Genomic DNA, 24681 nt, shown 5'->3' with positions numbered 1-24681 from the left:
TAATTGAATTAATAACCCAGTAGCTACGTTAAAAGTTTTTTACTGCGGGCAATAATGGCATTAATGTGACCTGTAATTTGCGCCTGTTTCAACGTGTGTGTGCTCCCAATTTCGTAAAAATCGTAGTTTGGAATACCAATAAAGTCAAATGTTTGGGAGATCTGTCGACGTGATGGATTAGTTGTCAAAAAACGTCGATGCCACCATGACTCCATTGAAGAATTGATGATGAAAGCATGCTTGATTTTATGGAGCGGTTGAGTCTTGCTTTTACCGGTAAATTTCCACGCAAAAGTTGTAATCAAATCAAACCAGCATTTTAAAATTCCTGGAACGGCATACCAGTAAATGGGGTAAACAATAAGAAGTTTGTCAGCAGCCAAAAAACGTTCTTTATTTTCATGAAAGAATGTTGAGGTGTGGAGCGTTGGAGATTGGTCAGGTTTATGGCCAACATAAAAAGGAATTTCATCTTGTCGTTCGTATAAATCAAGAATATCTACCTGAGCGCCATTTTGGGCTAAATGATGAGTGACCTGATAAAAAATGCGGCTGCTCAGTGAGTTTTTGTCATGATTTGCAAGAATAGCTAAAACTTTCATAAGAACTCTTTCAAATTACGAAAGGGGTAAAAAAATAAGGGACAACATACAGAGGTGTAAAACATCTGCTGCTTCCTTCCGGACCTGACAGGTTGTGCCTTGCACCAACTTACGTTGTCCCAATTTTTATACTTATTTAAAGCTTACGCTTTTTTCTATTAAAGCTTAATTTTATATCTACATCAAGTCATTAATAAACTAGCAGCGCCAACCGAAGCTTCAGCGAAGGTTGGTGGAGAGAGAGGGATTCGAACCCTCGATGCCTTTTTCAAGACATACACGATTTCCAATCGTGCGCTTTCAACCACTCAGCCATCTCTCCATAAGGTCAAATTTTACTCTTATTTAACGTCTTTAACATCTTCAACCTGAGCTGCAGGAGCAGCTTCAGTCTTAGGTGCTGAAACGTGAACTGCTTTTGCTGGCGCAGCAGGGCCAGAAGCTTTTACAGGAGCAGCTGTACGTTTGGCTTTTGCAGCTTCTTCAGCAGCAGCCCGACGAGCTTCCATTTCAGCTTTTTTCTTATCTGCAAAAAGTTCAACACCTTCTTTAATACACTTTTGAAGGTATTCAAGAACAAAGGCAATTGCTTTTGGTGAATCGTCGTTTGAAGGGATTACCAAAGTAATTCCATCTGGATCGGTGTTGGTATCAACCATTGCAATGACCGGAATTCCAAGACGGGAAGCTTCTTTGACAGCAGAGTGTTCTTTTTTAGCATCAACAACAATGAGTGCTGCTGGTGGGTATTCAAGTTCAAGAATACCGCCAATATTTTTTTCAAGGCGAGCAATATCTTTTTGGATCATTGCAAGTTCTTTTTTCTTGTACAATGCGGATGGCTTTTTCATAACATCCCGCAAGTGCAACAAGCGTGTGATTGCTTTCTTAACTTGATCAAAGTTGCTTAATGTTCCACCAACCCAGCGGTTGATAACATAAGGCATTGACAATGATGTTGAAATATCTTTAACAAGAGCTTGTGCAGGTTTTTTTGTGCCTACAAATAAGAATTGTCCACCTTGGCTGGCAAGTTCTTTCAAAACCATTCCAGTGCGCTCAAGCAACAGTGCGGTTTTAGAAATGTCGATCAGGTGAATCTTGTTCTTTGATCCCCAGATAAATGGACGCATTTTTGGAGACCAACGAGATGTTTTGTGGCCAAAGTGCATACCTGCTTTGAGCATGCCTTGTAAGTCGATTTTTGTTTCTAGAGACATAATATCCTTTCAGGGTTATCTCTGTCGCTTCTTAGAGGTTATTTTTCATGTAAAGTGAAAAACTGTAACCACCCGTGATTTTTAAGAAGCAAGTTCTACCATAAATAACATTCAATTCAAGCATAACAACATGCAATAAATATCCGATAATTGTACCAGATATTTATAAAACAGCAACTATTTCAAGTTCTTACCAATAACTTCATTGTTCTCAATGGTTGTTTGATATTTTTTTCCAACCATAAATGCAGCAACAGCCCATATCATCGCGATTATTAGAGAAAAGGATGATTGGATTAAAAGAGCAAAATAAGGAACGCTCGATGCTATTGTTGCCATATTGACAACCGAACCAGAGGTTTTTGAAAATGATCTACCAAATGAGTCAATCCATGCTTTGGATTTGAATTGTATATCTTTAACGGTTGGAATATACAAAATCTCTCGAATTGGCTGATTAAAACCATAATGCACCGCTCTCATGATGACGCATACAATAAATATTGTTGAGAGCTTGGGAAGTGAAAGCAGACAAAATGTCAGCACTATAACCGTAATGGGCATAATGAGTAGGCATTTTTGAACACCAATTTTCTTTGGAAGTGTTGATGTTCCAAAGAGTGCTAAAAGAAGGCTGAGTGTCTGAAATGTTCCCGTATAGAAAAGCATAAAAGTACTCATTGCCAGAATTTCATTATTATGTTCAATCGACATAAGTACTTGCATTTGGTAATCAAAAATCACGTTAACAATTTCAAAGCCATACACCATAGCGAAGATACCAAGAACATAGGGTTCTGTAAGCATAAGCTTGATTCCCTCCCAAACGGTCGGCTTCGTTGAAGAATGTTCGATTTTTTTGTCAGCATCATACGCTGCTTGATAACCGTGCAGATGATTGGGAGAAACTTTTTTAGTCAGGTAATAGATGCAAAATGCTGCGCCAAGCAAAAGAAATGCGGAAATAATTACCAAGAGCGGGATAGATGTCCAGCTTTCAAGGCGTGCTTTTTCAAGAAGTAAAAGACTTAAAAATGGTGTAAGAATGCCACCTACGCGAGCCGCTGCAACAATAAACCCATAGTTTCCATTGGCAAATGACGGTGTGCTCACGGAATTTACAAAACTCCAAAATGTTCCAACAATGAGTGCTTGATAGAGGTCCATAAATATTTCAAAAGACCATCCTAAAAGTCTCCATGGGCTTGTTAAAGTATTATGAAGTCCGTACACAGAATGATTAAGAAAATAGGCAAAAACAATGCATAATATTCCGTAAACACCGAGAAAGAAATAAACAAGTTGATAGCGTTTAAGACGATCAACCAATTTGGCATACAAAATCATGGTTGGAATAAGCAGGAGAATAGTGATAATGCGTGTGTGTGGTGCATATTCTTTGCCAACTAACCCCAAAAAAATTGAGGTTTTGAGTGAGCGTAAAATTGAGTAAGAGCCTATTATGAAAAAATTCGTGAGGGATAATAAAATAAGTTTAAATGCATCATCTTGTTCTGTTTGTAATTCACTCTTGCTTAAGCGTCTGACAAGCTTCTGAATCATGAGATTTCCTACTATCCTTAATCTTGATTAGAATTCTTTTGCATCGATTGATTCTTCAGAAACCGCTGCATCATCGCCAATAACTTTTTTGTTATCGACCGCGTATTGCAGTGTTCTTCCTAAGAAATAGACGATGATAAGCCATAATGATGAAAAGCTAATGCTCAACAAAAGTGTTGAACAAAGAGCAAAAGACTGCGGCAAGCCTTTTAATGAAACGTTAATGATAGATCCACAACTCTTTGCGATACGAGATCCAAAAGCATCAGTCCAGGTTTTCGCTTTAAATTTAATGTCTTTAGTTGTTGGAATGTATAAAACTTCACGTGTTGGATGGTTGAGCGCATAGTTAAATGCTCGCAGCCCAACAAAAAGTGCGAAGATAATGCCTTCGGTTGGAAATACAAAAGTAACGAGTAATATTCCAAGGCAGAGGAGCGGGAAAGCAAAAAGTGATGCTCTAATCCCAAAAAATCTCAGGAGTGGCGTTGTGCCAAACAGGGAAATAATAAGCCCGATAGCGTTCATGAGTAGGTAATAAAGGGCATAAAATCCGGTGAGTCCACCAACGGTTGAGTGTGCTGCATCAGCATTAATAGCAACGCGATATTCAATCATAACAATCATAATCTCATAGAATAAAACAAGAGAAAATATCCCAAGTACATACGGATTTTTGATAATTAAAACGAGGCCGTCAACGCTGCTTTTCATTGATTGCCAGACTGTCTTCGTCTCAGCTTCTTTGTGTGTTTCAAGTTGGTATGCGCTTTCATAACCATGCATGAAGTTGTCTGAGACATCTTTTACTAAAAGATAAATACAACTTGCCGCAGCAAGAAGCATTGAGCAGCCGACGAGTAAGGCTGCTGGAAGCAGCAAGAGTTGTTCTGAAGTTGTTGTATGTGAAATAACAAGATATAGAAATCCTGCGGCAATTATTCCGCCAATTTTTGATCCAGAAACAAATATACCATAAAAGTTTTTTGCATCTTTAGGTGTATTAACAGAGTCAGCAAAAGACCAGAATACTGTTGAGAAAAATGCATCAAAGCTTTCCATGAAAAAATAAAATGCCCAACCAACAAGTCGATTTGGGTTAACTTCGGTATTTGCAAGACCATGTACTGGGTGCGAAAGGAGAAGGTAAAAAATAATACCGCCTAAAGCATGAAAAATCATAAAACAGTAGAGAAGCTGGTGTCGGCGAAGCCAATCAACAAGTTTTGAGTAAATGAGAATAAGGGGAATAAGTACACACAGAGAATAAAGTTTTGCATCAGGAACGAGATATGCACCAACTATTTTAGAGAAAACAGCAAGTTTTAGAGGTCTCCAAATAACCAAACAAGCGGACATAAACAAAAAAGTGAGCGTAAGGTACGAAACCTTGAGTCGAAATTCTTTTTTTATGCTCCATAAACTACTCAGCTTAGCAATAAGCGTGTGGTGCATTGATACTCCAAAATTACCTGGGTTATATTATTTTATTCAGATAGGCATAAATTTCATTATTGCATCTGTCCAGCGACTGTTCTTTGATTGAGGCCAAATACATGCTGAGTGTGACAGAGTAGATAGTTTCTTCAAAAAAATATTTAAGTCAACACGTTTGTGCTCTTTCCATGGGTGATTTGAGCATTTAATGTTATGCGGTGAAAAGATAGAACAATTTTTTTTATAGATTTGGATTCTGCATGCAACTATAGCATGAGTGAGGAAAGCTTGAATTCTTTTTAAAGGCGCTGTTTCTTGTATTGAGTGAAGTAATATGCTGTTTTTCATAGCTTTTTATAGGTCCTCTAATGAATCCAGAAAGCATATGTACAGTCTTTTGGTGATTTATGCGCTTTAAGGTATGAGTAAGTGCCTTAATTTCAACATAATTTCAGTATAAGAGTATGATTGATAATGTCAAATGTTCTAGGGTGTGACTAATTTAATAAAACCTGCGTAATAAGCAATTATTGAGTGGCGCTTGTGTTGTATAAGAAGGCTCATGGGCGGTTTTACAGCGGTACGCTGTAATTATATGCTTTATAACTGCTTTATCTCTAAGTCTTAGTTGTGTGAGTTTGCTTCTGTTTACATTGTAGGGTGAGTAGGGTACACTACCCAGTAATTATACTGATTTTGGGCTTTTTTATTGGTTAACGAAGTATTCATGGAAGAATCTAAAATATTCATGGAAGAATCTAAAAAAATAATAGTAGGATCACCGCTTTTTTTGCCGGTTCTCCCTTTAAAAAATTTGGTTGCATTACCTAAAAGTATTGTACCTGTTGGTGTTGGTCGAGACATTTCGATTAAGGCTGTTGAGTATGCCATGCGTGGTAATCGAGAGGTTTTCGTTACAGCTCAGAAATCTATCGATACGGAGAATCCATCGCTTGAAGATGTCTTTCATGTTGGTACACGGGCTCAAATTTTACAAGTTGCTCGTATGTCGAATGGAACATTAAAGGTTTTGGTTGAAGGTATTACGCGATCTCAAATGCTCGAAGCGGTTCCTGCAGAAGGATTTTTGGCGGTCATGGCACAAGATATTTTGCCAGCAGCGGTTAAAAATGAATCTGAACTTGCAGCTCTCTGGCGCAATTTGTACGATTTATTTAAAGAATATGTTCAGCTCAATGAAAAGGCAACGGCCGATGTGCTTTCACTCTTCCGTGGCCCAGAAGACTTAGATCATCTTACTGATACGATCGCCGTTCAGATGCATCTGGATTTTCATCAGCGACAACATTTACTTGAAATGTACGATGTTCAAGAGCGCGCTCTTCACATGTGTGTTTTGCTTAAAAAAGAAATTGAAATTCTTAAGGCAGAAAAAAATATTCGCAAGCGCGTGCAAAGTCAGGTTGAAAAACATCAAAAAGATTATTACTTAACTGAACAGATGCGCGCAATTCAGCGCGAACTTGGTCGAGAAGACCATCAACTCGAAATTAATGAGCTTCGCAAAAAAGCGAAAAAAGCAAAGCTTTCACCTGAGGCAATGGAGAAAGTTGAATCTGAATTCAAGCGACTTGAGCAGATGCAACCAACATCTCCAGAGGCATCGGTAAGTAGAAATTATGTTGAATGGATCATTAATCTTCCTTGGCATAAAGAAACTAAAGATAAAGTTTCTATTTCTGCTGCCGAAAAGATTTTGAACTCAACTCATTTTGGGATGAAAAAACCCAAAGAGCGAATTATAGAATTTTTGGCTGCAAAAAAGTTTGCTCAAGAAAATCTTAAACGTTCACCAATCATTTGCCTTGCGGGTCCTCCAGGAGTTGGAAAGACTTCGCTTGCACATTCTATTGCTCAATCCCTCGGACGAGAACTGGTTCGTATTTCTTTGGGTGGTATGCGTGATGAGGCGGAAATTCGCGGCCATCGTCGTACGTACATAGGAGCAATGCCGGGTAAAATTATTCAGGCCATGAAGAAAGCAAAAGTTACTAATCCTGTTATTGTCCTTGATGAAATCGATAAAATGTCGATGGACTTTCGTGGAGATCCAGCATCAGCATTACTTGAAGTGCTTGATCCAGAGCAAAACAAAGCATTTGCGGATTATTTCTTAGAAATTGATTACGATCTTTCAAAAATAATGTTTGTTACTACTGCAAACGTTGTGGATAATATTCCGTATCCTCTGCTTGATCGTATGGAGATTATTTATCTTTCTGGTTACACAGAAAAAGAAAAACTTTCCATCTCAAAAAGCTTCTTGCTCCCCAAGCTCACCAAAGAATATGGATTGAAAGATGGTCAAGTAGATTTTCCTGAAGACAGTCTTAAGCAATTGATTGAAGATTATACCAAAGAAGCTGGCGTTAGAAGTCTTGAGCGTGTGCTTGCTAAATTGATACGCAAGAGTATTCAAATGCTGCTCAAAGATAAGCAACTGAAAAAAGTTGTTATCACCCCAGAAAAAATTGATGAATGGCTTGGTGTTCCACCATTCAAAAAAGAAGACAAAAAACGTGAAGATTCTGTTGGTGTAGCAACCGGCCTTGCCTGGACAGAAGTTGGTGGTGATATTCTTGAAATAGAAATTACCATTTTACGCGGCAAAGGTGGCTTAACATTGACCGGACAGCTTGGTGAAGTTATGCAGGAATCTGCACAAGCTGCTATGAGTTATATCAGGTCACGAGCACAAGACTTTGGTCTCAAAGAAGGCTTTTATGCCGATGTGGATATTCATATTCACGTGCCTGAAGGAGCTATTCCTAAAGATGGTCCTTCAGCAGGTATTACTATGGCTGTTGCATTAACGTCAGCTTTAACAGGGATTCCTGTGCGCCGTGATGTTGCAATGACCGGTGAAGTAACCTTGCGTGGACGTGTTCTTGCAATTGGTGGCTTGAAAGAAAAGCTTCTTGCTGCATGGCGCTTTGGCATAACCAAGGCTCTTGTTCCTCAAAGCAACAAGCGTGATGTTAAAGAGTTCAAAGATGAACTGGATAAGTCACTTACGGTTGTTTTTGTTGAAACCATGGATGAAGTTCTTCAAGAAGCGCTTGTTCGTTCTCCATTTGTTCAAGCTGAGTCGATGAAGAAAAGTAAGAATGTCTTTGAAGAGATTAAAGAAGTTCCACCTAAGAAAAAGGCTGAGAAAAAAGCCTCTAAGAAAGCTACTAAAAAAGAGCCCAAGAAAAAGAAATTAAAATAATTTTTATTCAAAAGAATAGGCTACTCAGTATTAAAACTAAGTAGCCTATTCTTTTGTTATTCATACCAGTCGATTATTTCAAAAATATCATCGAAATTATTGTTGTCATTATTCATTCGTAATATTTTTTCTAAAAAATTAACAGTTTCTTTATATTCGCAGTGTTTAAAAATATCGAGTGCGGTTTTTCCTGATTCATTTTTAATTAAGATGAACTCTTGTTGGTCTGCTAAATTTTTAAAGCAACCAAGAATTGCTTTAACGATATTTAAATGATTTAGTCCAAAGGCTAAGTGGAGCGCTGTATTACCAAACTTGTCTTTCATCATTACGAAATTTTGTTTTTCTGTTTGATCTGTAAGCGCGTTAATGAGTCTTATAGTAATGGTTAAGTTGCCATTGGCAGCAGCTGCATGGAGAGCCGTATTGTTAAAGCGATTAGCTGTCATGACAACATCTCGTTTAGCTCTAGTACTCATAACACAATTTAACAGATTCTGAACAAGCTCATCATTATTTTGTGCTGCAGCAAGATAAAGCGGCGTGTGTCCAAATTCATCAGTCTTTATTGTATAAAGTGGAGCATGTTGCATGCTTTGAAATGAATGCATGCTATTTGAAGTAATATCAGTTTTATGAGTGGGTAAATTTTGATTATTACATTCGGCTATGTTGTTGATTTGGGATGTTTCTATTTCAGGACAATTATTATTTTTTTGGTCATGATCTAAAGAGACCGCGCTTTTATTGAAAGATGAAAGCTGCAAAGCAAGTTTTCGTTTACTATATCGTGCATTAAGATCAGTTCCGTGATCAATTACAACGTTAAGAGATTTTGTTAATTCATGCGACGTATTGTCACTATTGTTGTTATTATTTGTTGGATTTGCGTCTGGAAAATCTTTTTTTTCAGGATCTACTTTACTGAATACATTCAATTCATGGCAATTTTCAATTTTTTGAACTTTATGAGTATTTGCAGGTAAATATTCAGCAGCACGAGCTCTTTTTTTTGGTGACTGGTTATTGTTGTTATTAGATACTTCAATCCTCTTAGCACTAGAATCGGAGTCATATTCACTAAGAATATCAACTATACTGCTATTGTTTTTTACGCAATTAAGAGCTGTTTTGTTATACTGATCTTTGATTGTTTTATCAGCTCCGTATTTTAATAATTTTTTTACTAAGGCAGAATCGCCCTTGGCGGATGCAAGGTGTAATGCTGTTTTTCCGTACTTATTTGTTGCATTTACATGGGCTCCGTGTTGAATTAAGAGCTTACAGATGCGGGTAGAAAAAGCGTCTTTATCTGATTTAAAAGCAAGGTGATGTAATGGTGACATATTCATAGATCTTGCTTCATTAACATTTGCTCCATTATTGATTAATAATTCAATAATCACAAAGCTTTTAGCTTCAATTGCTGTATGTAAAGGAGTATTGCGTGAGCAATATTCTTTCTGATTAACAAGAGCAGAGTTGTTGGTAATTAATCTTTGAATTGTATCTATATCATTTGCTCGAATTGCATGGTGAAATGACTCTGTCGATTCTTTCATTGCGGAAAGTTCAAGAGTTTGGCTTATTAATAAAAAGATAAAAAGTATCAAATTTTGATTAAAATTTTTCATAACAAACCTTGCATTAGTGATTAATATTAATAGTTTATTCAAATTGTAATAATTTTATTAGCAATAGTCAAGGGTTATTTGTATGATATTAATTGGCTGTTTAATGAGGTGAAAGCCTTGTGAGCGGCAATTTAGATTGATTTTTAATCATGTACAAGTTTATGATGATTTTCTTAATAGTATTGGTGTGAAGATTGGTTCATACATGAAGTCGTATTTATGATGGTTTTTTTAAAAAACGAACAAGCTCCATGAGATTTTTTTCAACCAGCGTTGCTTCTGAGCTTAGCCATGTTGAAGCGGTTTGCCCCATCAAGTTAATTTGTTCTGTATCAGCAAGAAGCTTATCAGTTTGTCTAATAAGGCTACTGCGATCGTTAACCTTAATAAGCGCGTTAATTTGTTCTAAAGCATTAGCATGTTCTTTGCAGTGCCAGTGCATCGGCCCAATGAGCGTTGGGACTCCCCAGGCTGCAGGTTCAAGAAGATTGTGTCCGCCAACAGGAACAAATGTTCCTCCCAAGAAGAAAATATCTGTGTATCGATAGAGCTTAAAGAGTTCGCCTAAAACAGACACCACCAACACATCATGATGTTCAAATGTAGTAGCTAATTGTTGATTGAGTGTTTGTCTTTGAGGGAGAGAATTTTCTTTATCCCACATGAAAAAATTAAATTTTTTGTAGGATAAACTCTTTTGAAGCTCAGCTTTCCAGGTAAAATGTCGGGGAGCGAGTATGAGCTTAAGATCTTGATAGATTGGTTTAAGCTTTGTAAAAACCTCGATGTAATAATCAAGTTCTCCTGGGTGGATAGAACCAGCAAGAAGAATCTTGTTATCAAATGTCTTTTTTTCAAGAGTTGATTCACATTCTGTTTTCTTTATTGCGACATTGTACGCCTTGATATTCCCTAATACGATAAGCTTTTCTTTTGGGATATTAAGTGCTTGAAACTTTTGTTTATCGGTAGGACTTTGTACAAAAATAGCATCAAAACAATTAAGCAGTGGCGTGAAGAGATGGCGCAATAAAATTATATTTTTTTGAGATCGATCATTAACTCGAGCATTGAGTCCATAGATTTTTGTTTTGTGGATGCTTGCAAGCATCAAGAGATTGGGCCAAATTTCGGCTTCAACAACAATTAAGGCATGAGGCTTAATGCGATAGTATGCAATGAGCATGCAAGGCAGAAAGTCATAGGGAATAAAGCTAATAAAGTCAGTCGGAAGATTTTTGAGCGCAAGCGTTTTTGCTGCATCAGTGCCAACCGTTATGTAACAGATACTATCTGGAATTTCTTTTTTGATGAGCGTAATAAAATATTCAAGTGAAAGTGTTTCTCCAACGGAGACTGCGTGGAGCCAAATTACTTTTTTATTCAATGGCGCAGCTGGAATAAATCCGAATCGTTGCCAAGTAAAAACAGCTTGTTTCTTTTGATAAAATTTGCGAAAAAATAGATACATAAAAATGAAAGGGGCTCCAAGTAATTGGATTATTTGATAGAAAACAAAAATTATGAATAGGGGCATGAATTATCTACTTTAAATTATGAAGTGAAGGACCAGGTGTATATTTCTGACGCATTAAACCATAAAGTGGTTGTAGGTCATCAGAATTACTAATAAAGCCAAAATGGAGATGTACATGAGTTCGTTTGCATTTTCTAATGTGCGTTTCATGTGCAATTGTTCTACTTCGGTCTTCTTGTCTGTTCGCTGAACTGATAATACAACATACGCTTGGAAAAACAGTATAAGAAGAGAGAGGAAAACGAGCAAGTAGTAAACAAAATCTATATGTGTTGTGTATCCTACCGAAGGAGAAAGCGCATCAATCACCATTCTGAAAAGTACTAGGATTGGAAGTGAGGTTGCAATGATCAAGAGGCGATTAACATCGACAATATTAATTGCAAATGAAAAGAGTCCAATAATGAACAGTACAAACATTGGGAAATAAAGTGAAATCAAATCCCTCATGCCGCTATTTTCAAAATCGATCGAAAATATAACGCATGGATAGCTAATATCCATTGAAGCATCATTGGGGTTGATTGAAGCATTAAGGTAGCCAGCTTTAACTTCTGTTTTGAATGGTGTCCAGTTGGAAACCAAAATCCCTTCAGAAAGATCAAAATTTTCATGTTTAGAAACAAAGGTCAGTTCGTGAGGAGTTACGCTTCTATTTTGTAGAATTAAATTGAGCTTATGATCTCCAATCGGGAAAAGACGATAATTAAGATCGGTTCTAAAAAGTGTTTGAATATGAAAAGCAACTGAGACATGATCATCGGCTAGTCGTACAATCGGTGCTGATTTATAAATGACATCGCCATTTTGCTGGATGAGTGAGTTTTTGAGCGTAAATTGTGAGATAGTTTCCAGCGATTCTGTTCCAACCGGAAATCGAAACCAAACAATGCCATCAATTGCAAACTCATTTTTGTTAAATGAAAACTGTAAAAAACTATTGATATGGAGTCCAACTTCTACAACGTTTGCATAGCGCATTGTTGCCGGAGTAGTTTGTTCAATAGCGGGTAATTGTTCTGAAGTATGAAGTCCTCGATACTTCCAACTGAGTAACATGGTGACATAGCATGTTGCAATAATCAAAAGTATCAGTTGAAACTGTGATGTTTTGCATGATTGAGGAAGTGAGAAAAACATAGGTTTTGTCCTTTGATTTTAAAAGGGTTTGTCATCCTCAAGAGCTCGAAGGGCGAGTCGGGGATCCTTTATGCTTCCTTTGTACTAGTCCTGAATAACAGACACCGATTCACCAAAAATATGTCTATTCTCCGGGTTGAACGAGACCGTAATTCCATTCATATCCTGTTGTTTTATCGATTCAAAAGAATTCATAATTGCCATGTGTGTATAAGGTGATTGTATGGATTTAATTGCTTGGGCAATTGTTTTTGCCGCAAGGTAATATTCAAATGATATGATGTTAAATGCTTGGTCATGAATAAGGTTTTCAATATCACGGCGATAGTCTTGGGCTATGGGTAAATCTGACCAAGGGCTTGGAACGCATGAACTGTAATAAAATTTTACTCCTCGGGGTGCAACCATGTGGCTTACAAATGCGGTCGAATCGACACCCAAAAATGTTGTGCCAAAGTGTCCTTGAGAGAAAAAGTAGTTAATTAATTTAACCGTTGGCAAGCTTGTTGAAATGCAAAATACAAGTTTTGGGTCTGCTTGTGTAAGAATCTTTGCAGGACTTTTGATATCTAAGGTAAATCGATTGTAGCTTTGAGTTCCAACAGGCGTGATTCCTTCGCTTGCTAATCGGTTGGTTAAAAGTTGTGCAGCGTGTGTCGAAAAAGAGTCATCAGAATGAAAAATACTCACTTTGGTAATTTTCAGCTGTTTTTTGGCAAAATTAACTAAAGCATCAAGTTGAGGTTCAAGAAGCCCTGGGCCATTAATTACTGTTCTGAGCTCAGGACGATACAGCTGCTTGTCGCCGCCCCATGGGAACAGGAGCGCAATAGATTTTTGTTCAAGCAAGGGGATTAAATTTAAAATACTTCGGGTTCCCATGTTTCCAATAAACAGTGTAATTTTATGTTGATGGAGAAGATATTCAACATTTTTTAACGCGGTAAGCGGATTGCCATAATCTTCTAAGCTAACAAGCCGCAGTATCTTTCCGTTAATTCCACCCTGTTCATTAATCTTTTTAAATGCAGCATTAATACCGTCACGAATCGCTTTGCCATAGTGATGAAAATGGCCTGAAAACATTCCACTTTGCCCGAAAATAATTTCTTTTTTTGCATCCAAAGTAAAGGGTTCTATTTCATCAATAAATTTTGGTAAGAACTCTTGAGAGGTTATTTTTTCAGGAATAGCCCTATTGCTTTGAATCCGATTCGCTAAGAGTATTGGCGTATTTACAAATAAGATGAAAAAAATAATATAACTTATTTTCACATTTCCCCCTGAAATATTAGGCGCCAAGAAGGATTATATTTTTATCGTTTTGATCGTATACGTTTTATGATCACCTCTATTTTTAGTAAACAGTGACTGGTAAATGCAAGCTCTTATGTGAATTGGGTTGAATCATTATTCAATTTGGATTTTTAATTCAATCGTTTTTATTCTTTTTTATCACAATAAGCAAAGGGGCTTTTGACAAGAGCATGAGTGCATGAGAAGGTGGAACTGTCGCTCAAAGTTTCCAAAGGCAAGAAAAGCCTATTCAAATTTTAGAGTTTCTTGATTTTATATGGGGGTTATTATGATGAATCGCATACTGCGTTTTTTATACGTTTTTACAAGTTTTATCTTTATTGCTCAAGCTTCGCTTCAGGCTGTGGTTATTCAAACAGCCGGCGGTGTACAAATTGCTGATGTTGGCGAACCGGTCGCTCGTTTATGGACCGGCTTAATACAAGATCTTTATCCAGCACCCGCAGTTGCACCTGCGGTACTTCCAGCGGCTCTTGTATTTCCTGGGGCACCCGTTGCTCTTGGGGCTGGTGGAACTGGGGTAGATTACGCCCCAATTGATAGCGTAAACCATCCAGCAGCAATTATTCTTGCAGAGCTCCAAACTCTTCATCTACTTCCTCAAAATCAAAATTTGTTTGTGCATGCAGCAAGAAATGAAGCTGCAATTATTCATCAGATTTCTACGGTGAATAGATTTGCTCCAAAAGGTATGCCTCAACAATTTAATGTTAATAACCTCAAAGCCCATCCTAAGAAAAAATATTATGAGATTGAAATTACTCAAGACAATATTAATCCACAAGATATTTATCCATATTTACGAGCTGCGTTTGATTTTGGATTTGCAGCTCCAATAAAAAGTGGACTTGCTCGCCTGTATGCTCAAGCAATGCTTGCAACTATGCGTGAAATGAATGATGACGAAGATGCAATAGATTTTCTTCGTGCGTCTGATGTTAGTCAGATGAATCAAGCAAAAATCCAAGACTTTATTGGTCTTGATGAAGCTGATGCGCATGAATCTGCAATAAAAAATGAAATTAAGCGCCAATATCTTTATTTGTACGGTCGTTGGATTGATGGCAAGGGTATTAATGTTGTTCAACATGGCCTACTTGATGACAATGTCTGTAATGAAGTTGAATGGCTTACAAAGGTTACCCTTATTCCACCAGTTATTGCTACCCCAATTGCTCCAGTAAAAACTGTTGCACAGTTGGCTCAAGAATTTTTTAACTATTTTTCTTCATGGAAAACGTATTTTAAAAAGCAAATTATTCCCGGCATCTTTGGTGGAATTTCAAATCCCCTCTGGCAGACAACGCTATGGGTTAATTTTTTGCCCGAAGTGCTGCGCAAAGAAATTGAAAAACTCCATGTTGTTCGGTATGACAAATGTTTAAGCGCCCAGCGTATTGAAAATTTAGGAGTTAATGACCTTGTTTACTTGCGAGATAACGGTCGAGTTCCTCATTTTACCCATATTCCAGGGACAACAACATTGCGCAGTATTGCAAAAGAGTGGGTTGAAAATTTTGCCCTTCCAAGTTTGGGATCTTATTTTGCTCAAAAGCAATGGTGTATTGTTGATCAAAATAATCAGCTGGCGTCTTGGTTAGCAATGCTTCCTACCAACCTCGTGCAAGATATTTGCCGCTACTATCATTGCGCTGTCATTAAGCAGCATGGAAAATGGGTTGAAGTAGAACACCTCCACGCTGGAAACGATTGTGGTGATTTGCCGATTAGTTATTTAATTGATTACGGCATTTTACCTTTGCCTGACGGAGTTACGCAACAAAATTTTGAAGCAGAAAATCTTGATGCTCAAGCCCGTCGTTACGCAAATAGTTTTGTTTCGTTGAGTAAAACTGGTCATAAGAAAAAAATTATTAATCAAATTACTTATATGTCACCAAGCTTTATAGCCCAGGTTTGTCGTCAATACATGCTTGTAACAGCTCGCTGTGGGGAATTATTGCAGGATGAGGCAGTATTTAAAACAATCTATGATGATAAAAATAATCACGAAAACTTGCAAATAACCCTTGCCGAAGCATTAATCAGTGATGATGTTAAAACAAAAATTACTCGAGAAATTCTACGCGATCAAACATTAGATCTTTCAAATATGTTTTTGTCACAGGTAACAACAGCTGACCTTACTACAATTACAGCCTTGCTAGGAGTTCAGCTTGGTAACATTACTCAATTGAATCTGTCACATAACAGGCTTGAGCAGTTTCCTGCTGATCTTATCAATCGCCTGCCCAATTTAGAAGTCTTAGATTTATCACATAATCTTCTACAAACATTACCCGTAGGACTTTTTGCAGCAGGTGCCAACACTCGCTTAAAGAAAATTGATTTGAGTAATAACCAGCTTAGAGAGTTGCCACTTGCATTGTTTAGAGAATTACATGCCAATCCAGTAATTGACAGTATCAACCTCAGTCATAATCAATTAAATGCTGATTATGTACCCTATTGTGGCTCTTTAAAGCTTAAATCTCTTAATTTAAGCAATAATGGTTTGATGCATCTTCATCCAACTCTTTTTAGCCATACCGCTACCAATATTGCGGCACCACCAGCAACGGCACCAGATCAAACGTTTAGAAATACGATCCAAGAGCTTAATCTTTCAGGGAATCAGCTGACTATTACTCATGATAACAATACGAAGCAAGCTTTAGCGTCTCTTGCGGGTGGAACGATAAAACTTCTTGATTTACGAAATAACTCGATTGATAAAGTTCATCCAATTGTTCGTTGTCAAATGAATAGTCTTGAGCATCTCTTACTTGATCATAACTCTATTATTGAGATCAAGCATAATTGTGCTTGGGGTGTTATTCCGAACATGGATAACCTGGTTACTTTAAGTTTGAGCAATAATCATTTAGACAGAATTTATAGCGATGATTGCACATGGTTTCCAAATCTTAAACGCCTGGATCTTTCAAACAATAGAATTCAAACGATTGAAGACGATCCAGCTCCTTTGAGCGGAAGTGCTTTAAGTTGCTTGAGTAAGCTTGAAGTTTTATTTCTTGATAGGAATCAGCTTGAAAATCTTACGAAAAAAACTTTGAAAGGACTTGCAAAGCTTAAAATTTTGCATCTTGAAGGAAATAAAATTGTAGATTTTATTGCAAATATATTTCAAGATTTACATGATCTTGAAGAGCTCTATGCATATGCAAATAGTCCTACATTCTCATTTGATGACCAGCCAGGTATTCCAGATACAACAATTGATGCCAATGCTTTTACTGGCTTGGGTAAGTTGCATTGTTTAGATCTTTCATTTAATCGTATTAAAACGTTAGATGACGAAGTTTTGAGTGCCTTACATCGTTTAACGAACTTGAATCTTAGTCATAACAAACTTGATAAACTTTCATCGAAATTACTCAGTCATCTTTTCGATCTTAATTATCTTGATGTGTCTGAAAACCGTCTAACCAATGTCGAAGCTCAAGCATTTGATCACTTAAGAGATTGTAAGGTTATTCGCTTCAAAGGAAATAACGCATCAGGGTTTTTCAAGCTCTTTTCGCATAGAAGACTCATGTCTCAAGAGAGGACGACATGGCTTGGAGGAGGGGGTTCTAAACTCGACATCGAAGCTCTAAACAGATATATCGGTATTGCAGATCTTGCTCGTTTATGGAGGGCGCTTGGCCGAAATAAGGCTCTTGGAATTCCTGGACTCAAGTATCTTTTCAAGCTTATCATGGCAAAAAAGGCTGAAGTTACCAATCGATCTGTTAAGCCTCTAAAGCACCCTGATAGTCAGGTTACGCTTGCTAACATAGTGCAATCATTTAGAGATCAAGATACAGAGCTCAAGAAAATTGCATTTGACCTTGGTCAAATTAAGGTTAATGAAGAAGCCGCATAATGCCGGCTATATTAGTCGACTTTTATTGCTTGAGATAGGTAATAACTTTTTTTAACGAGCGTTTTCCTCCTATTTCCCCTGGGATAAGGTAAAGCTTATGCTTTACTTTGTTCCAGGGGTATTTTTATTATAAAAAAATGACTCTGACAGGGTATTTATTTGATACAAACAAATTTGATTAAAATAATTGACTTTTTCTACCTCGAGTGCGTAAGATTAAAATTAAGGACTGAATTGAGTATAATTCGGTTTCAGTTTTTGTTGTAAGTTCGGTAATAGTCAAACTTATAAGGGAGAGAGAATGAAAAAGCTCACGTACTTATTGATCCTTCTTGCTGCTATGTCCGGCGCTGCAGTTTATGCTGGTAGCCTCAATAGCTTTGTTTGCTTCAATGATGAATATGATGCAGACGATGAAGATATGGATGAAGACGACATGGACGAAGATGACATGGACGAAGATGATGCTGACGAAGAAGACATGGACGAAGAAGATTAATTCTTCACATATTTTCTAAGAAATTAAAAAATTACCATATCGTACTTAATGTGCGATGTGGTAATTTTTTTTCTGATTACAAGGATTTTTAATCCTATCCACGTTCTTCTACATGAACAACTGAACCATTCGGCCCCTTTTCAACAATCAGATGAACAGGGAAGTTTTCTTTAAATTCAGCCAAATGTGAAACAATAATAATTTTTGAAAAATCGTGTTGGACTGTATAGAGTGCCTGCATGATGTTGGTTAGGCCATCTTCGTCTTGGGAACCAAACCCTTCGTCAATGATGAGAGTCTGGAGCGCAGTCCCCGCTCGGCGGGCCAAAAGCTTTGAAATAGCTATGCGCAATGAAAAATCGATACGAAAGGCCTCTCCTCCAGAAAACATTTCATAGGGCCTGATGCCGGCGGTATCGGAGATCTGGATATCAAGTGTTTCTTTAACGCCACCGCTTTTTAGATCGCGTAACGATTCAATAAAAATCTGAGACTGGTTATTGGTGAGTCTACTCAAAATATCGTTTGCTTCTTTTTCAATCTCGGGAATAGCATCTTCAATTAAAAGCGCTTGAATCCCATTTTTACCAAACGCCTGTGCCAGATTAGTGTAATCCTCAATTTCTTGATCAAGATGAGCAAGTTTTTGCCTGTTTGCTTCAAATTGCTGCGCAATGCCATCAAGTCGTTGAAGTTCATGATCAAGTCCGGCAATTTCTTTAAGTAATGCCTCTTTGCAGGATGCTGCGTTTGCTTGAGCCAATTTTTCCTCTGTAAGCTTAGTTCCGAGTTTTTGCTCTTGTTCATTGAGCGAAGCAAGCTCGGCTAGTTGGTGTTCAATTTGGGTGATGTGCAGCTTAAATTGTTTAAGCTCAGGGATGATTGATGCAATTTTTGTTTTTCGTTCGTGCTGTTCGTTATGAAGTTGGGTAACTTGCTGACTGGCAGCCAAGAGCATCTCAAGCTGTTTAATATGCTCTTGGAGCTGTGAAAATTCTTCAGGGTTATACGAAAGTGCTGTTCGCTGTGACGTAAGTTCAGCCAGCGTCGTTCGTAAGCTTGTCAGCTCAGTATCTTTTTCAAGTGTTGCTCCAATCAGCTGTTCTTGGCTTATGCGAGCTTGCTGGGCCTGCAGGTGGGCCTGTTCGGTCTGCGTTATGTGAGCACTGAGTTCATATAACGCTTTGTCTGCGGCTTCTTGTTCATGAGTGAGCATGGTAAGCTGTTGTGCAATTTCATCTTGTCGAGCAGCATTTTTAGTAAAAATTACCTGTTGTTTGGTTGAAGTATCAAGTTCTTGGTGTTGCTTAACCAAGATTTCCTTGAGCCGCTTGATCAAGTTGCTGATGCGTGTGAAGCGATGGGTTAAAAAGTGTTCTTGATCGGTAAACCGTGTGCTTAAAAATTGCTTGCGTTTGAGCGTGAGTACTTGTTCACACAAAGGGCATGAGGGGTTTGTTTGGTCATGCACTACTTTTTTGCGATGTTCAAGCTCAACAAGTTCGTTACTCATCCAATTGCCTCGTTGAACCAGTATTGGGTAGTAGGCACGACGTTTTTCAAATTGGAGCTTGTCAGCTTCAAATTTGACTTCAAAAAGAGCCCTGTTTTTTTGTTGCTCGTTCAAAAGGGCTTGTTCTTGCTTAAGTACTTCAATCTGTTTTGTCAGTGTTGCATACCGATGTTGCTTCTCTTCGTACTGTTTTGATTGATGTTTAAGATCCATCGCTTGTCGATCAATATTCAACGTTAGTTCATACATCTGTTTGTCTGCTTCTGTTTTTAACAAAGCGTATCGTTTTTGATAGATGTCCTTAATTGTAAGGCTTTTTTCATGAAGTGTGAGACTTTTTTGATGTACTTCAAGCAGGCTCTTTTCTTGTTGATGCAATATTTTTTTTCGATTTTCAAGATCGTGGATGTTTGCATAGGTAAGTAGCTGAGCATGTGTTGATTTCCAGCTTTTGATCAACTGAATAAATACTTGCAGCTTGAGATTGTATGTTTTCTTGATGGTGTCATACGTGCTGGTCAGCTGGTTTAGTTGGACTTGTGCATGTTCTAACTGCATACGTTCTTTTTCAAGATTTAAAACATTTTGCTGATGTTGTTCAACCAAAAGAACAGATTGTTGGAGCATCTCTTTTTTACTCAGAGAGTTTGCCATAATTTCTTGGCGCTGCGCAAGCGCGGTATTGTGTTGTTCTTGCATCATGCTTATAAGTTTTTTTTCATCACCAAGCTGCTTGGCGGACTCAAGTGCTTTGCTTTGTAAGGTGTCGTAACGAGAAAGTCCTAAAATATTGGCTAAAATCTGTTTGCGCTCTTTGGATGACTTTTTAGAAAACTCGTTTGATTGCCCTTGTCGAATAAATGCGGAATTAGTAAACGTTTCAAAGTCAAGGCCGATGAGTTGTTCAATTTTCGCCTGTGTTTGACGAATTGTTTTATCGGTCAGTGAAATGAAGCGTTGCTTTTCTTGATCAAAAATTTCAAAATCGAGAGCAGCGTAAGGCTTTCCATACGTTTTTGCATATTCGCGACGTATACGGTACACATTCTGGTTAAATTCAAATTCCAAGCAAACCATCATGCGAGTTTGGCCAAGACGTAGAAGTCCTTCGTCAGCTTTTGAAGTACCTCCAGTTTTACGTGCTTGCCCCCAAACAGCCCAGGTGAGTGCGTCAAGAAGAGCCGATTTGCCGTGACCATTTTTGCCCGATAGACACATAAGCGAGTAGTTGACGAAGTCAACCACCTGCATGGGTTCACCGTAGCTTAAAAAATTTTTTAATTCGATGCGTCTTGGGATCATAATTACTTGGAACTTCCCGTATTACCGGTTACTCTTTTTATGCACGATATTTGTATGGCAGCGTGCATGAAAGTATAGCACAAAAATAAAGAAGTGCGCTCATGATTGATCGACGTTATTTTCGTTATTTTGATTTGATAAGTTTTATCTTAACCATGATGTTATTGGGATTAGGACTTTTGTTTGTCTTCAGTTCAACGTATACACCTGAACGACCGTTTTCGGTTTTTTTCAAAAAACAGTTGGTGCTTGGGGTTTTTGGTGGCCTTGGTCTTTATTTTTTCTTTTGCATCAAAGATTTACGCAAGCTGATGCGGTGGGGATTTATTTTTTATTTTGTTATTTTGGCATTACTCGTTTACACCGCTGTTGGCGGATGGATTGGTATGGGCGCAAAGCGGTGGATTTCGCTCTATTTTATTCGCGTTCAACCTTCAGAACTTGCAAAGCTTTTTCTCCCGGTCTTTTTTGCATACTACTTTAGTGAGCAAGATATTCCCAAATATTACGCGCCATCCAAGCTTCCCTTTAAAGACTTTCTATTTCCGCTCGGTATTTTATTTATAAGTTTTGTACTTATTCTCAAACAGCCCGATCTGGGGACTGCCCTTATTATTTTATTTTCAGGACTTACGCTTGTTTGGTTTATCGGCATTGATAAGCGATTTTTCTTGATAGGTAGTTTATTTTGTTTTTTGGGAGCACCATTTTTATGGAAAGTTCTTAAACCCTACCAGCAGCGACGCATTCTGGTGCTTATGGGATATGGCGATGTGCGCAAGGAGCGGTATCAAATTGAGCAAGCAAAAATTGCTATTGGCTCTGGTGGTATAACCGGAAAAGGATTTCTAAAAGGAACGCAAAATAAATTGGAGTTTGTGCCTGAAGATCATACCGACTTTATTTTTTCGGTGATTTGCGAAGAGTGGGGGTTTGTCGGAGCATTATTTATGCTCTTGCTTTTTGGTCTTCTTTTCTTACGTATTATTTATCTGACGTCGCAGCTTCCCGGGCTCTTTGAACAAATTATTGTTTTGGGGCTTTTGATTCATATTCTGCTTTCGGTGTGCATTAACGTAGGCATGGTTGCTGGCATGCTGCCTATTGTGGGTATTCCCTTGCCTCTGGTGAGCTATGGTCTTTCGAACTTGTGGGTGACCATGGCAAGCTTGGGGTGGATTAATAATATTTTTATTCGCCGCTTTTATTACTAAGCTTTAAGCTTATTTTGAAAGCTTTTAAGTGTTTGAGCAAGTTGCTTAAGCTTACTTTTGAGAATTTCAAGTTTACTCTTGAGTTGCTCGAGTTTTAATCCAAGTTTATTTGATTTGGTGCTTGCAATACTTTTGGCTAAGACTGGTGTTTGTTGTTTACTCCATTGAGGTTTATTTGAAAAATAATCATCAAGATATTTTGAGTAAGTATTTTGATCGCTTAATTCGCTTAAACCTAATGTGTTTTTAAGCTTTGTTATTAATATATTTTGGGAGACAACCATTGCTTTTTGAGCATTGATAACTTCAAGTTCTTGAATAAAAAATTTTTTTTCAGCTTCAACTGATTTTAAGGTACTTGAAAAGAGTTGAGCCAGGTACTCGTTTTTTGTTTTAGTTGCATTCTGAATAACAATTTTCTTGAATACATGAAATGTCTCGCCTGGTTTTCTTGAGATAAATTGAGGGATAGTTGTTGCCGCATCAATCGATATATCGATAGGAATAATATTTCTTGAAAGCAGAACAGTTTCTACATCGCTTAAATCTAAGATGCTCTTCTCAATTTCATGCTTTTTAATTAAAAGATTTCCAAGCGTGATAATAGCTTTATTTTTTAATTTTCGTGTTGGTAAGTTGGGTGGGGACACCAAGTAATTAGAATATTTTTCAGCTTCATTGTTATTTGGTGGTAATGTTGTAAAACTCCATCCATTTTTCTGTACGGTGATTAAAATATTTTGGTACACGTCGTGTGCTATTCTAAAGTTTTTAATAAAATATTTTTTTTCAGTTTCGTTTGATTTTAATTTTTCTGAGCAAAAGAAATTTTCAATATACTTACTTATAGCTTTATTTGCTTCTCCGCCTGAAAAATTTGTAATTCTTATTTGATTAAAAGCATGAAATGTATCGCCTGGAATTTTTGAAGTAAATTGAGGCAACGGCTTGGATGCATCAACGGCGATATCTATTGGAATAATATTGGTAAAGAGAAGAATTTTTTTATCGCTGTCTACATTAACGGATGTTTTATTGTCCCTATGTTTTTTAATTTCATCATCATTCAGAATAATAGAGTTTTTGTCTTTTTCTTTGACTGCGGTAAACACCTGAAACCAATCTTGTTCAGGAATTAGGACTTGTGGAATATTTTCAGGATGATCAAGTGGTAACGCGAGTGCAGATAAGGCATCGGTCAGCCAATTAGCTTGAGCTTCATTACGTGGCTTGCGGTCGAGGTATTCAAAAAAGCGTTCTATGTTGGTTGAGGTATCCCAATCGATTGTAGGAGAGCCAGCTGAGCCACTGATGCCTGTTACCGTTGTTGATTCAGTATCGGTGCTTGAAAGGACTGCTAGAATGTAGCTCAGTTTATGTGCTATTTTTTCTTTGCGTAATCCTTCTTTGAATCGTACATAATTTAAATTCTTACCTCCACTGTAGCAGCTTGAAAGAGCAATCAAGTGGGTATTAATTTTATTAAAAAAAAGAAGGAATGGAGTGAGCTGGTTTGGTCTACCATAATGTGGATTGATATCTCTATCATCAATTGCGCGCAGGTCTGCAACGGTTGGAATGGAATAACTCATTCCTTGAGGCGGATATTCATATGATCCATGGCCAAAGACGTAAAAGTTCCAAGCTGTTGTTGCGGCACGAATAAAGTCAATTTTCGATTGTAATAGATCTCTAAGCTGTGGTGCAGTTTTATGAGGTAAAAATTTTATTTTTGGACTATCGATAAGATTTTTATAATCGATCTCTTTTTCTTTTATTTTGTTTGCATGAATTCGGTTGATAAATGAAAATTCATCCAAAAAGAGTGGAATATTCTGAAAATCGTTTTCGTTAAAAAAGAGCGACTCAAGCTGCTCTTTTTTAAATATTTTATGAGGTTGCTGTTTTTGGTTAACCCAGGAATAAAGATTTTGAGGTGTTGCAGGTATTCGTAAAAATGGTTCAAGATTCTGGGTTTTGATTACAGGAATAATAATCTCTTTTGAGAAGCTCATTCCTTGTTCTAGATCTTTTTCTGTGACTGAGATTTTTTCATACGAAGAAAATTGCTGGCCATACGCCGTAACAGCCGTGTCTTGAATGAGCTCGTATTGATTTTTGGGCGTGAAAAAAAAGAAATTAGAATTTTTAAGATAATAGATTCTCCATGCTGAAGGATCAAATGAAGCAAGTTTGAATACATTAGGTTCATATGATTGAATCTTTGGATACTTAAGTTCTAAAAAAGTTAATAACATCGAAGGAGAGGTAAGAATTGAGCAAGCTTGTTGATGAAGCGCCAAAGCAAGTGCCAATGTTCCTGCCGTTTTTCCGCCTACTTTCTCACAGCCCGTCTGATCAATTAAGATGATCATGCGCTTATATTTAATTACTTCTTTTTGTAAGTCTTTTCCTGTGCAATATGAAAACATCAAAGTTATGATACAGCTTTTGACTATCAAAAAAGATAATTTCTTCATTACTTATCTCATTTTTTTTTTATAAAAATAACTATCGTATGATTGTAGTTAATTGATTGTCAGTAAGAAAAGAGTTTGCGTTGATCTCTTTTTTTGTTGCAA

The 24681-nt window shown here is 37.4% G+C and carries 14 protein-coding genes, 1 tRNA gene and 1 other RNA gene; 4 read left to right on the top strand and 12 right to left on the bottom strand.

Going from position 1 to position 24681, the window contains the following annotated elements:
- Positions 1-23: 23 nt before the first annotated feature.
- The 6 genes from JST56_01365 to JST56_01340 form a co-directional block, all read right to left on the bottom strand.
- A complete protein-coding gene (locus JST56_01365) occupies positions 24-602 on the bottom strand; it encodes an NAD(P)H-dependent oxidoreductase (protein ID MBS1987621.1) in 579 nt (192 codons plus the stop codon).
- 32 nt (positions 603-634) lie between these two features.
- An RNA gene (gene ffs / locus JST56_01360) (signal recognition particle sRNA small type) lies at positions 635-726 on the bottom strand.
- Positions 727-832: 106 nt separating this feature from the next.
- Positions 833-924: transfer RNA gene (locus JST56_01355), tRNA-Ser, on the bottom strand.
- A 19-nt stretch (positions 925-943) separates the two neighbouring features.
- The gene (rpsB, locus tag JST56_01350; protein MBS1987620.1) at positions 944-1822 is read right to left on the bottom strand and encodes a 30S ribosomal protein S2; all 879 of its coding nucleotides are present in this window, start codon (positions 1820-1822) and stop codon (positions 944-946) included.
- 177 nt (positions 1823-1999) lie between these two features.
- A complete protein-coding gene (locus JST56_01345) occupies positions 2000-3385 on the bottom strand; it encodes a hypothetical protein (GenBank protein MBS1987619.1) in 1386 nt (461 codons plus the stop codon).
- Positions 3386-3412: 27 nt separating this feature from the next.
- Positions 3413-4840 (bottom strand): hypothetical protein, encoded by a 1428-nt coding sequence (locus JST56_01340; protein ID MBS1987618.1) that lies wholly within the window; start codon positions 4838-4840, stop codon positions 3413-3415.
- 730 nt (positions 4841-5570) lie between these two features.
- Between JST56_01340 and lon the strand changes: the two genes are divergently transcribed.
- Positions 5571-8054, top strand: a complete 2484-nt coding sequence (gene lon, locus JST56_01335) for an endopeptidase La (protein ID MBS1987617.1) — start codon at positions 5571-5573, stop codon at positions 8052-8054.
- A 56-nt stretch (positions 8055-8110) separates the two neighbouring features.
- On the opposite strand, the gene JST56_01330 is transcribed toward lon, so the two are convergent.
- The 4 genes from JST56_01330 to JST56_01315 form a co-directional block, all read right to left on the bottom strand.
- The gene (locus tag JST56_01330) at positions 8111-9688 is read right to left on the bottom strand and encodes an ankyrin repeat domain-containing protein (protein MBS1987616.1); all 1578 of its coding nucleotides are present in this window, start codon (positions 9686-9688) and stop codon (positions 8111-8113) included.
- Between the two features lie 217 nt (positions 9689-9905).
- A complete protein-coding gene (locus JST56_01325) occupies positions 9906-11225 on the bottom strand; it encodes a hypothetical protein (GenBank protein ID MBS1987615.1) in 1320 nt (439 codons plus the stop codon).
- Positions 11226-11279: 54 nt separating this feature from the next.
- Positions 11280-12365: a hypothetical protein gene (locus JST56_01320; GenBank protein ID MBS1987614.1), complete on the bottom strand. Its 1086-nt coding sequence runs from the start codon at positions 12363-12365 to the stop codon at positions 11280-11282.
- An 84-nt stretch (positions 12366-12449) separates the two neighbouring features.
- Positions 12450-13640: an ABC transporter substrate-binding protein gene (locus JST56_01315; GenBank protein MBS1987613.1), complete on the bottom strand. Its 1191-nt coding sequence runs from the start codon at positions 13638-13640 to the stop codon at positions 12450-12452.
- Between the two features lie 310 nt (positions 13641-13950).
- Here JST56_01315 and JST56_01310 point away from each other — a divergent pair, with 310 nt between their 5' ends.
- Positions 13951-17571 (top strand): leucine-rich repeat domain-containing protein, encoded by a 3621-nt coding sequence (locus tag JST56_01310; protein ID MBS1987612.1) that lies wholly within the window; start codon positions 13951-13953, stop codon positions 17569-17571.
- Between the two features lie 301 nt (positions 17572-17872).
- Positions 17873-18070, top strand: coding sequence for a hypothetical protein (locus tag JST56_01305; protein ID MBS1987611.1), 198 nt, complete (start codon positions 17873-17875; stop codon positions 18068-18070).
- A gap of 94 nt (positions 18071-18164) precedes the next feature.
- Here JST56_01305 and JST56_01300 read toward each other — a convergent pair whose 3' ends face one another.
- Entirely contained in the window at positions 18165-20885 is a 2721-nt protein-coding gene (locus JST56_01300; GenBank protein MBS1987610.1) for an SMC family ATPase, read from the bottom strand.
- Positions 20886-20986: 101 nt separating this feature from the next.
- Here JST56_01300 and JST56_01295 point away from each other — a divergent pair, with 101 nt between their 5' ends.
- Positions 20987-22099: a rod shape-determining protein RodA gene (locus JST56_01295; GenBank protein MBS1987609.1), complete on the top strand. Its 1113-nt coding sequence runs from the start codon at positions 20987-20989 to the stop codon at positions 22097-22099.
- Here the strand turns inward: JST56_01295 and JST56_01290 are convergent.
- Entirely contained in the window at positions 22096-24579 is a 2484-nt protein-coding gene (locus tag JST56_01290; protein ID MBS1987608.1) for a hypothetical protein, read from the bottom strand. The genes JST56_01295 and JST56_01290 overlap by 4 nt on opposite strands.
- Positions 24580-24681: the final 102 nt, after the last annotated feature.

The organism is Candidatus Dependentiae bacterium (genome assembly GCA_018266175.1).
Taxonomy (GTDB): Bacteria; Babelota; Babeliae; order Babelales; family RVW-14; genus JAFEAY01.
This window is presented reverse-complemented; position numbering and strand designations above follow the sequence as displayed.

Coding starts and splice junctions, on each gene's coding strand:
- JST56_01330 (MBS1987616.1), bottom strand. CDS start 9,688: ATGAAAAATTTTAATCAAAATTTGATACTTTTTATCTTTTTATTAATA.
- JST56_01290 (MBS1987608.1), bottom strand. CDS start 24,579: ATGAAGAAATTATCTTTTTTGATAGTCAAAAGCTGTATCATAACTTTG.
- JST56_01320 (MBS1987614.1), bottom strand. CDS start 12,365: ATGTTTTTCTCACTTCCTCAATCATGCAAAACATCACAGTTTCAACTG.
- JST56_01300 (MBS1987610.1), bottom strand. CDS start 20,885: ATGATCCCAAGACGCATCGAATTAAAAAATTTTTTAAGCTACGGTGAA.
- JST56_01325 (MBS1987615.1), bottom strand. CDS start 11,225: ATGCCCCTATTCATAATTTTTGTTTTCTATCAAATAATCCAATTACTT.
- rpsB (MBS1987620.1), bottom strand. CDS start 1,822: ATGTCTCTAGAAACAAAAATCGACTTACAAGGCATGCTCAAAGCAGGT.
- JST56_01365 (MBS1987621.1), bottom strand. CDS start 602: ATGAAAGTTTTAGCTATTCTTGCAAATCATGACAAAAACTCACTGAGC.
- JST56_01295 (MBS1987609.1), top strand. CDS start 20,987: ATGATTGATCGACGTTATTTTCGTTATTTTGATTTGATAAGTTTTATC.
- JST56_01305 (MBS1987611.1), top strand. CDS start 17,873: ATGAAAAAGCTCACGTACTTATTGATCCTTCTTGCTGCTATGTCCGGC.
- JST56_01345 (MBS1987619.1), bottom strand. CDS start 3,385: ATGATTCAGAAGCTTGTCAGACGCTTAAGCAAGAGTGAATTACAAACA.
- JST56_01310 (MBS1987612.1), top strand. CDS start 13,951: ATGATGAATCGCATACTGCGTTTTTTATACGTTTTTACAAGTTTTATC.
- JST56_01340 (MBS1987618.1), bottom strand. CDS start 4,840: ATGCACCACACGCTTATTGCTAAGCTGAGTAGTTTATGGAGCATAAAA.
- lon (MBS1987617.1), top strand. CDS start 5,571: ATGGAAGAATCTAAAAAAATAATAGTAGGATCACCGCTTTTTTTGCCG.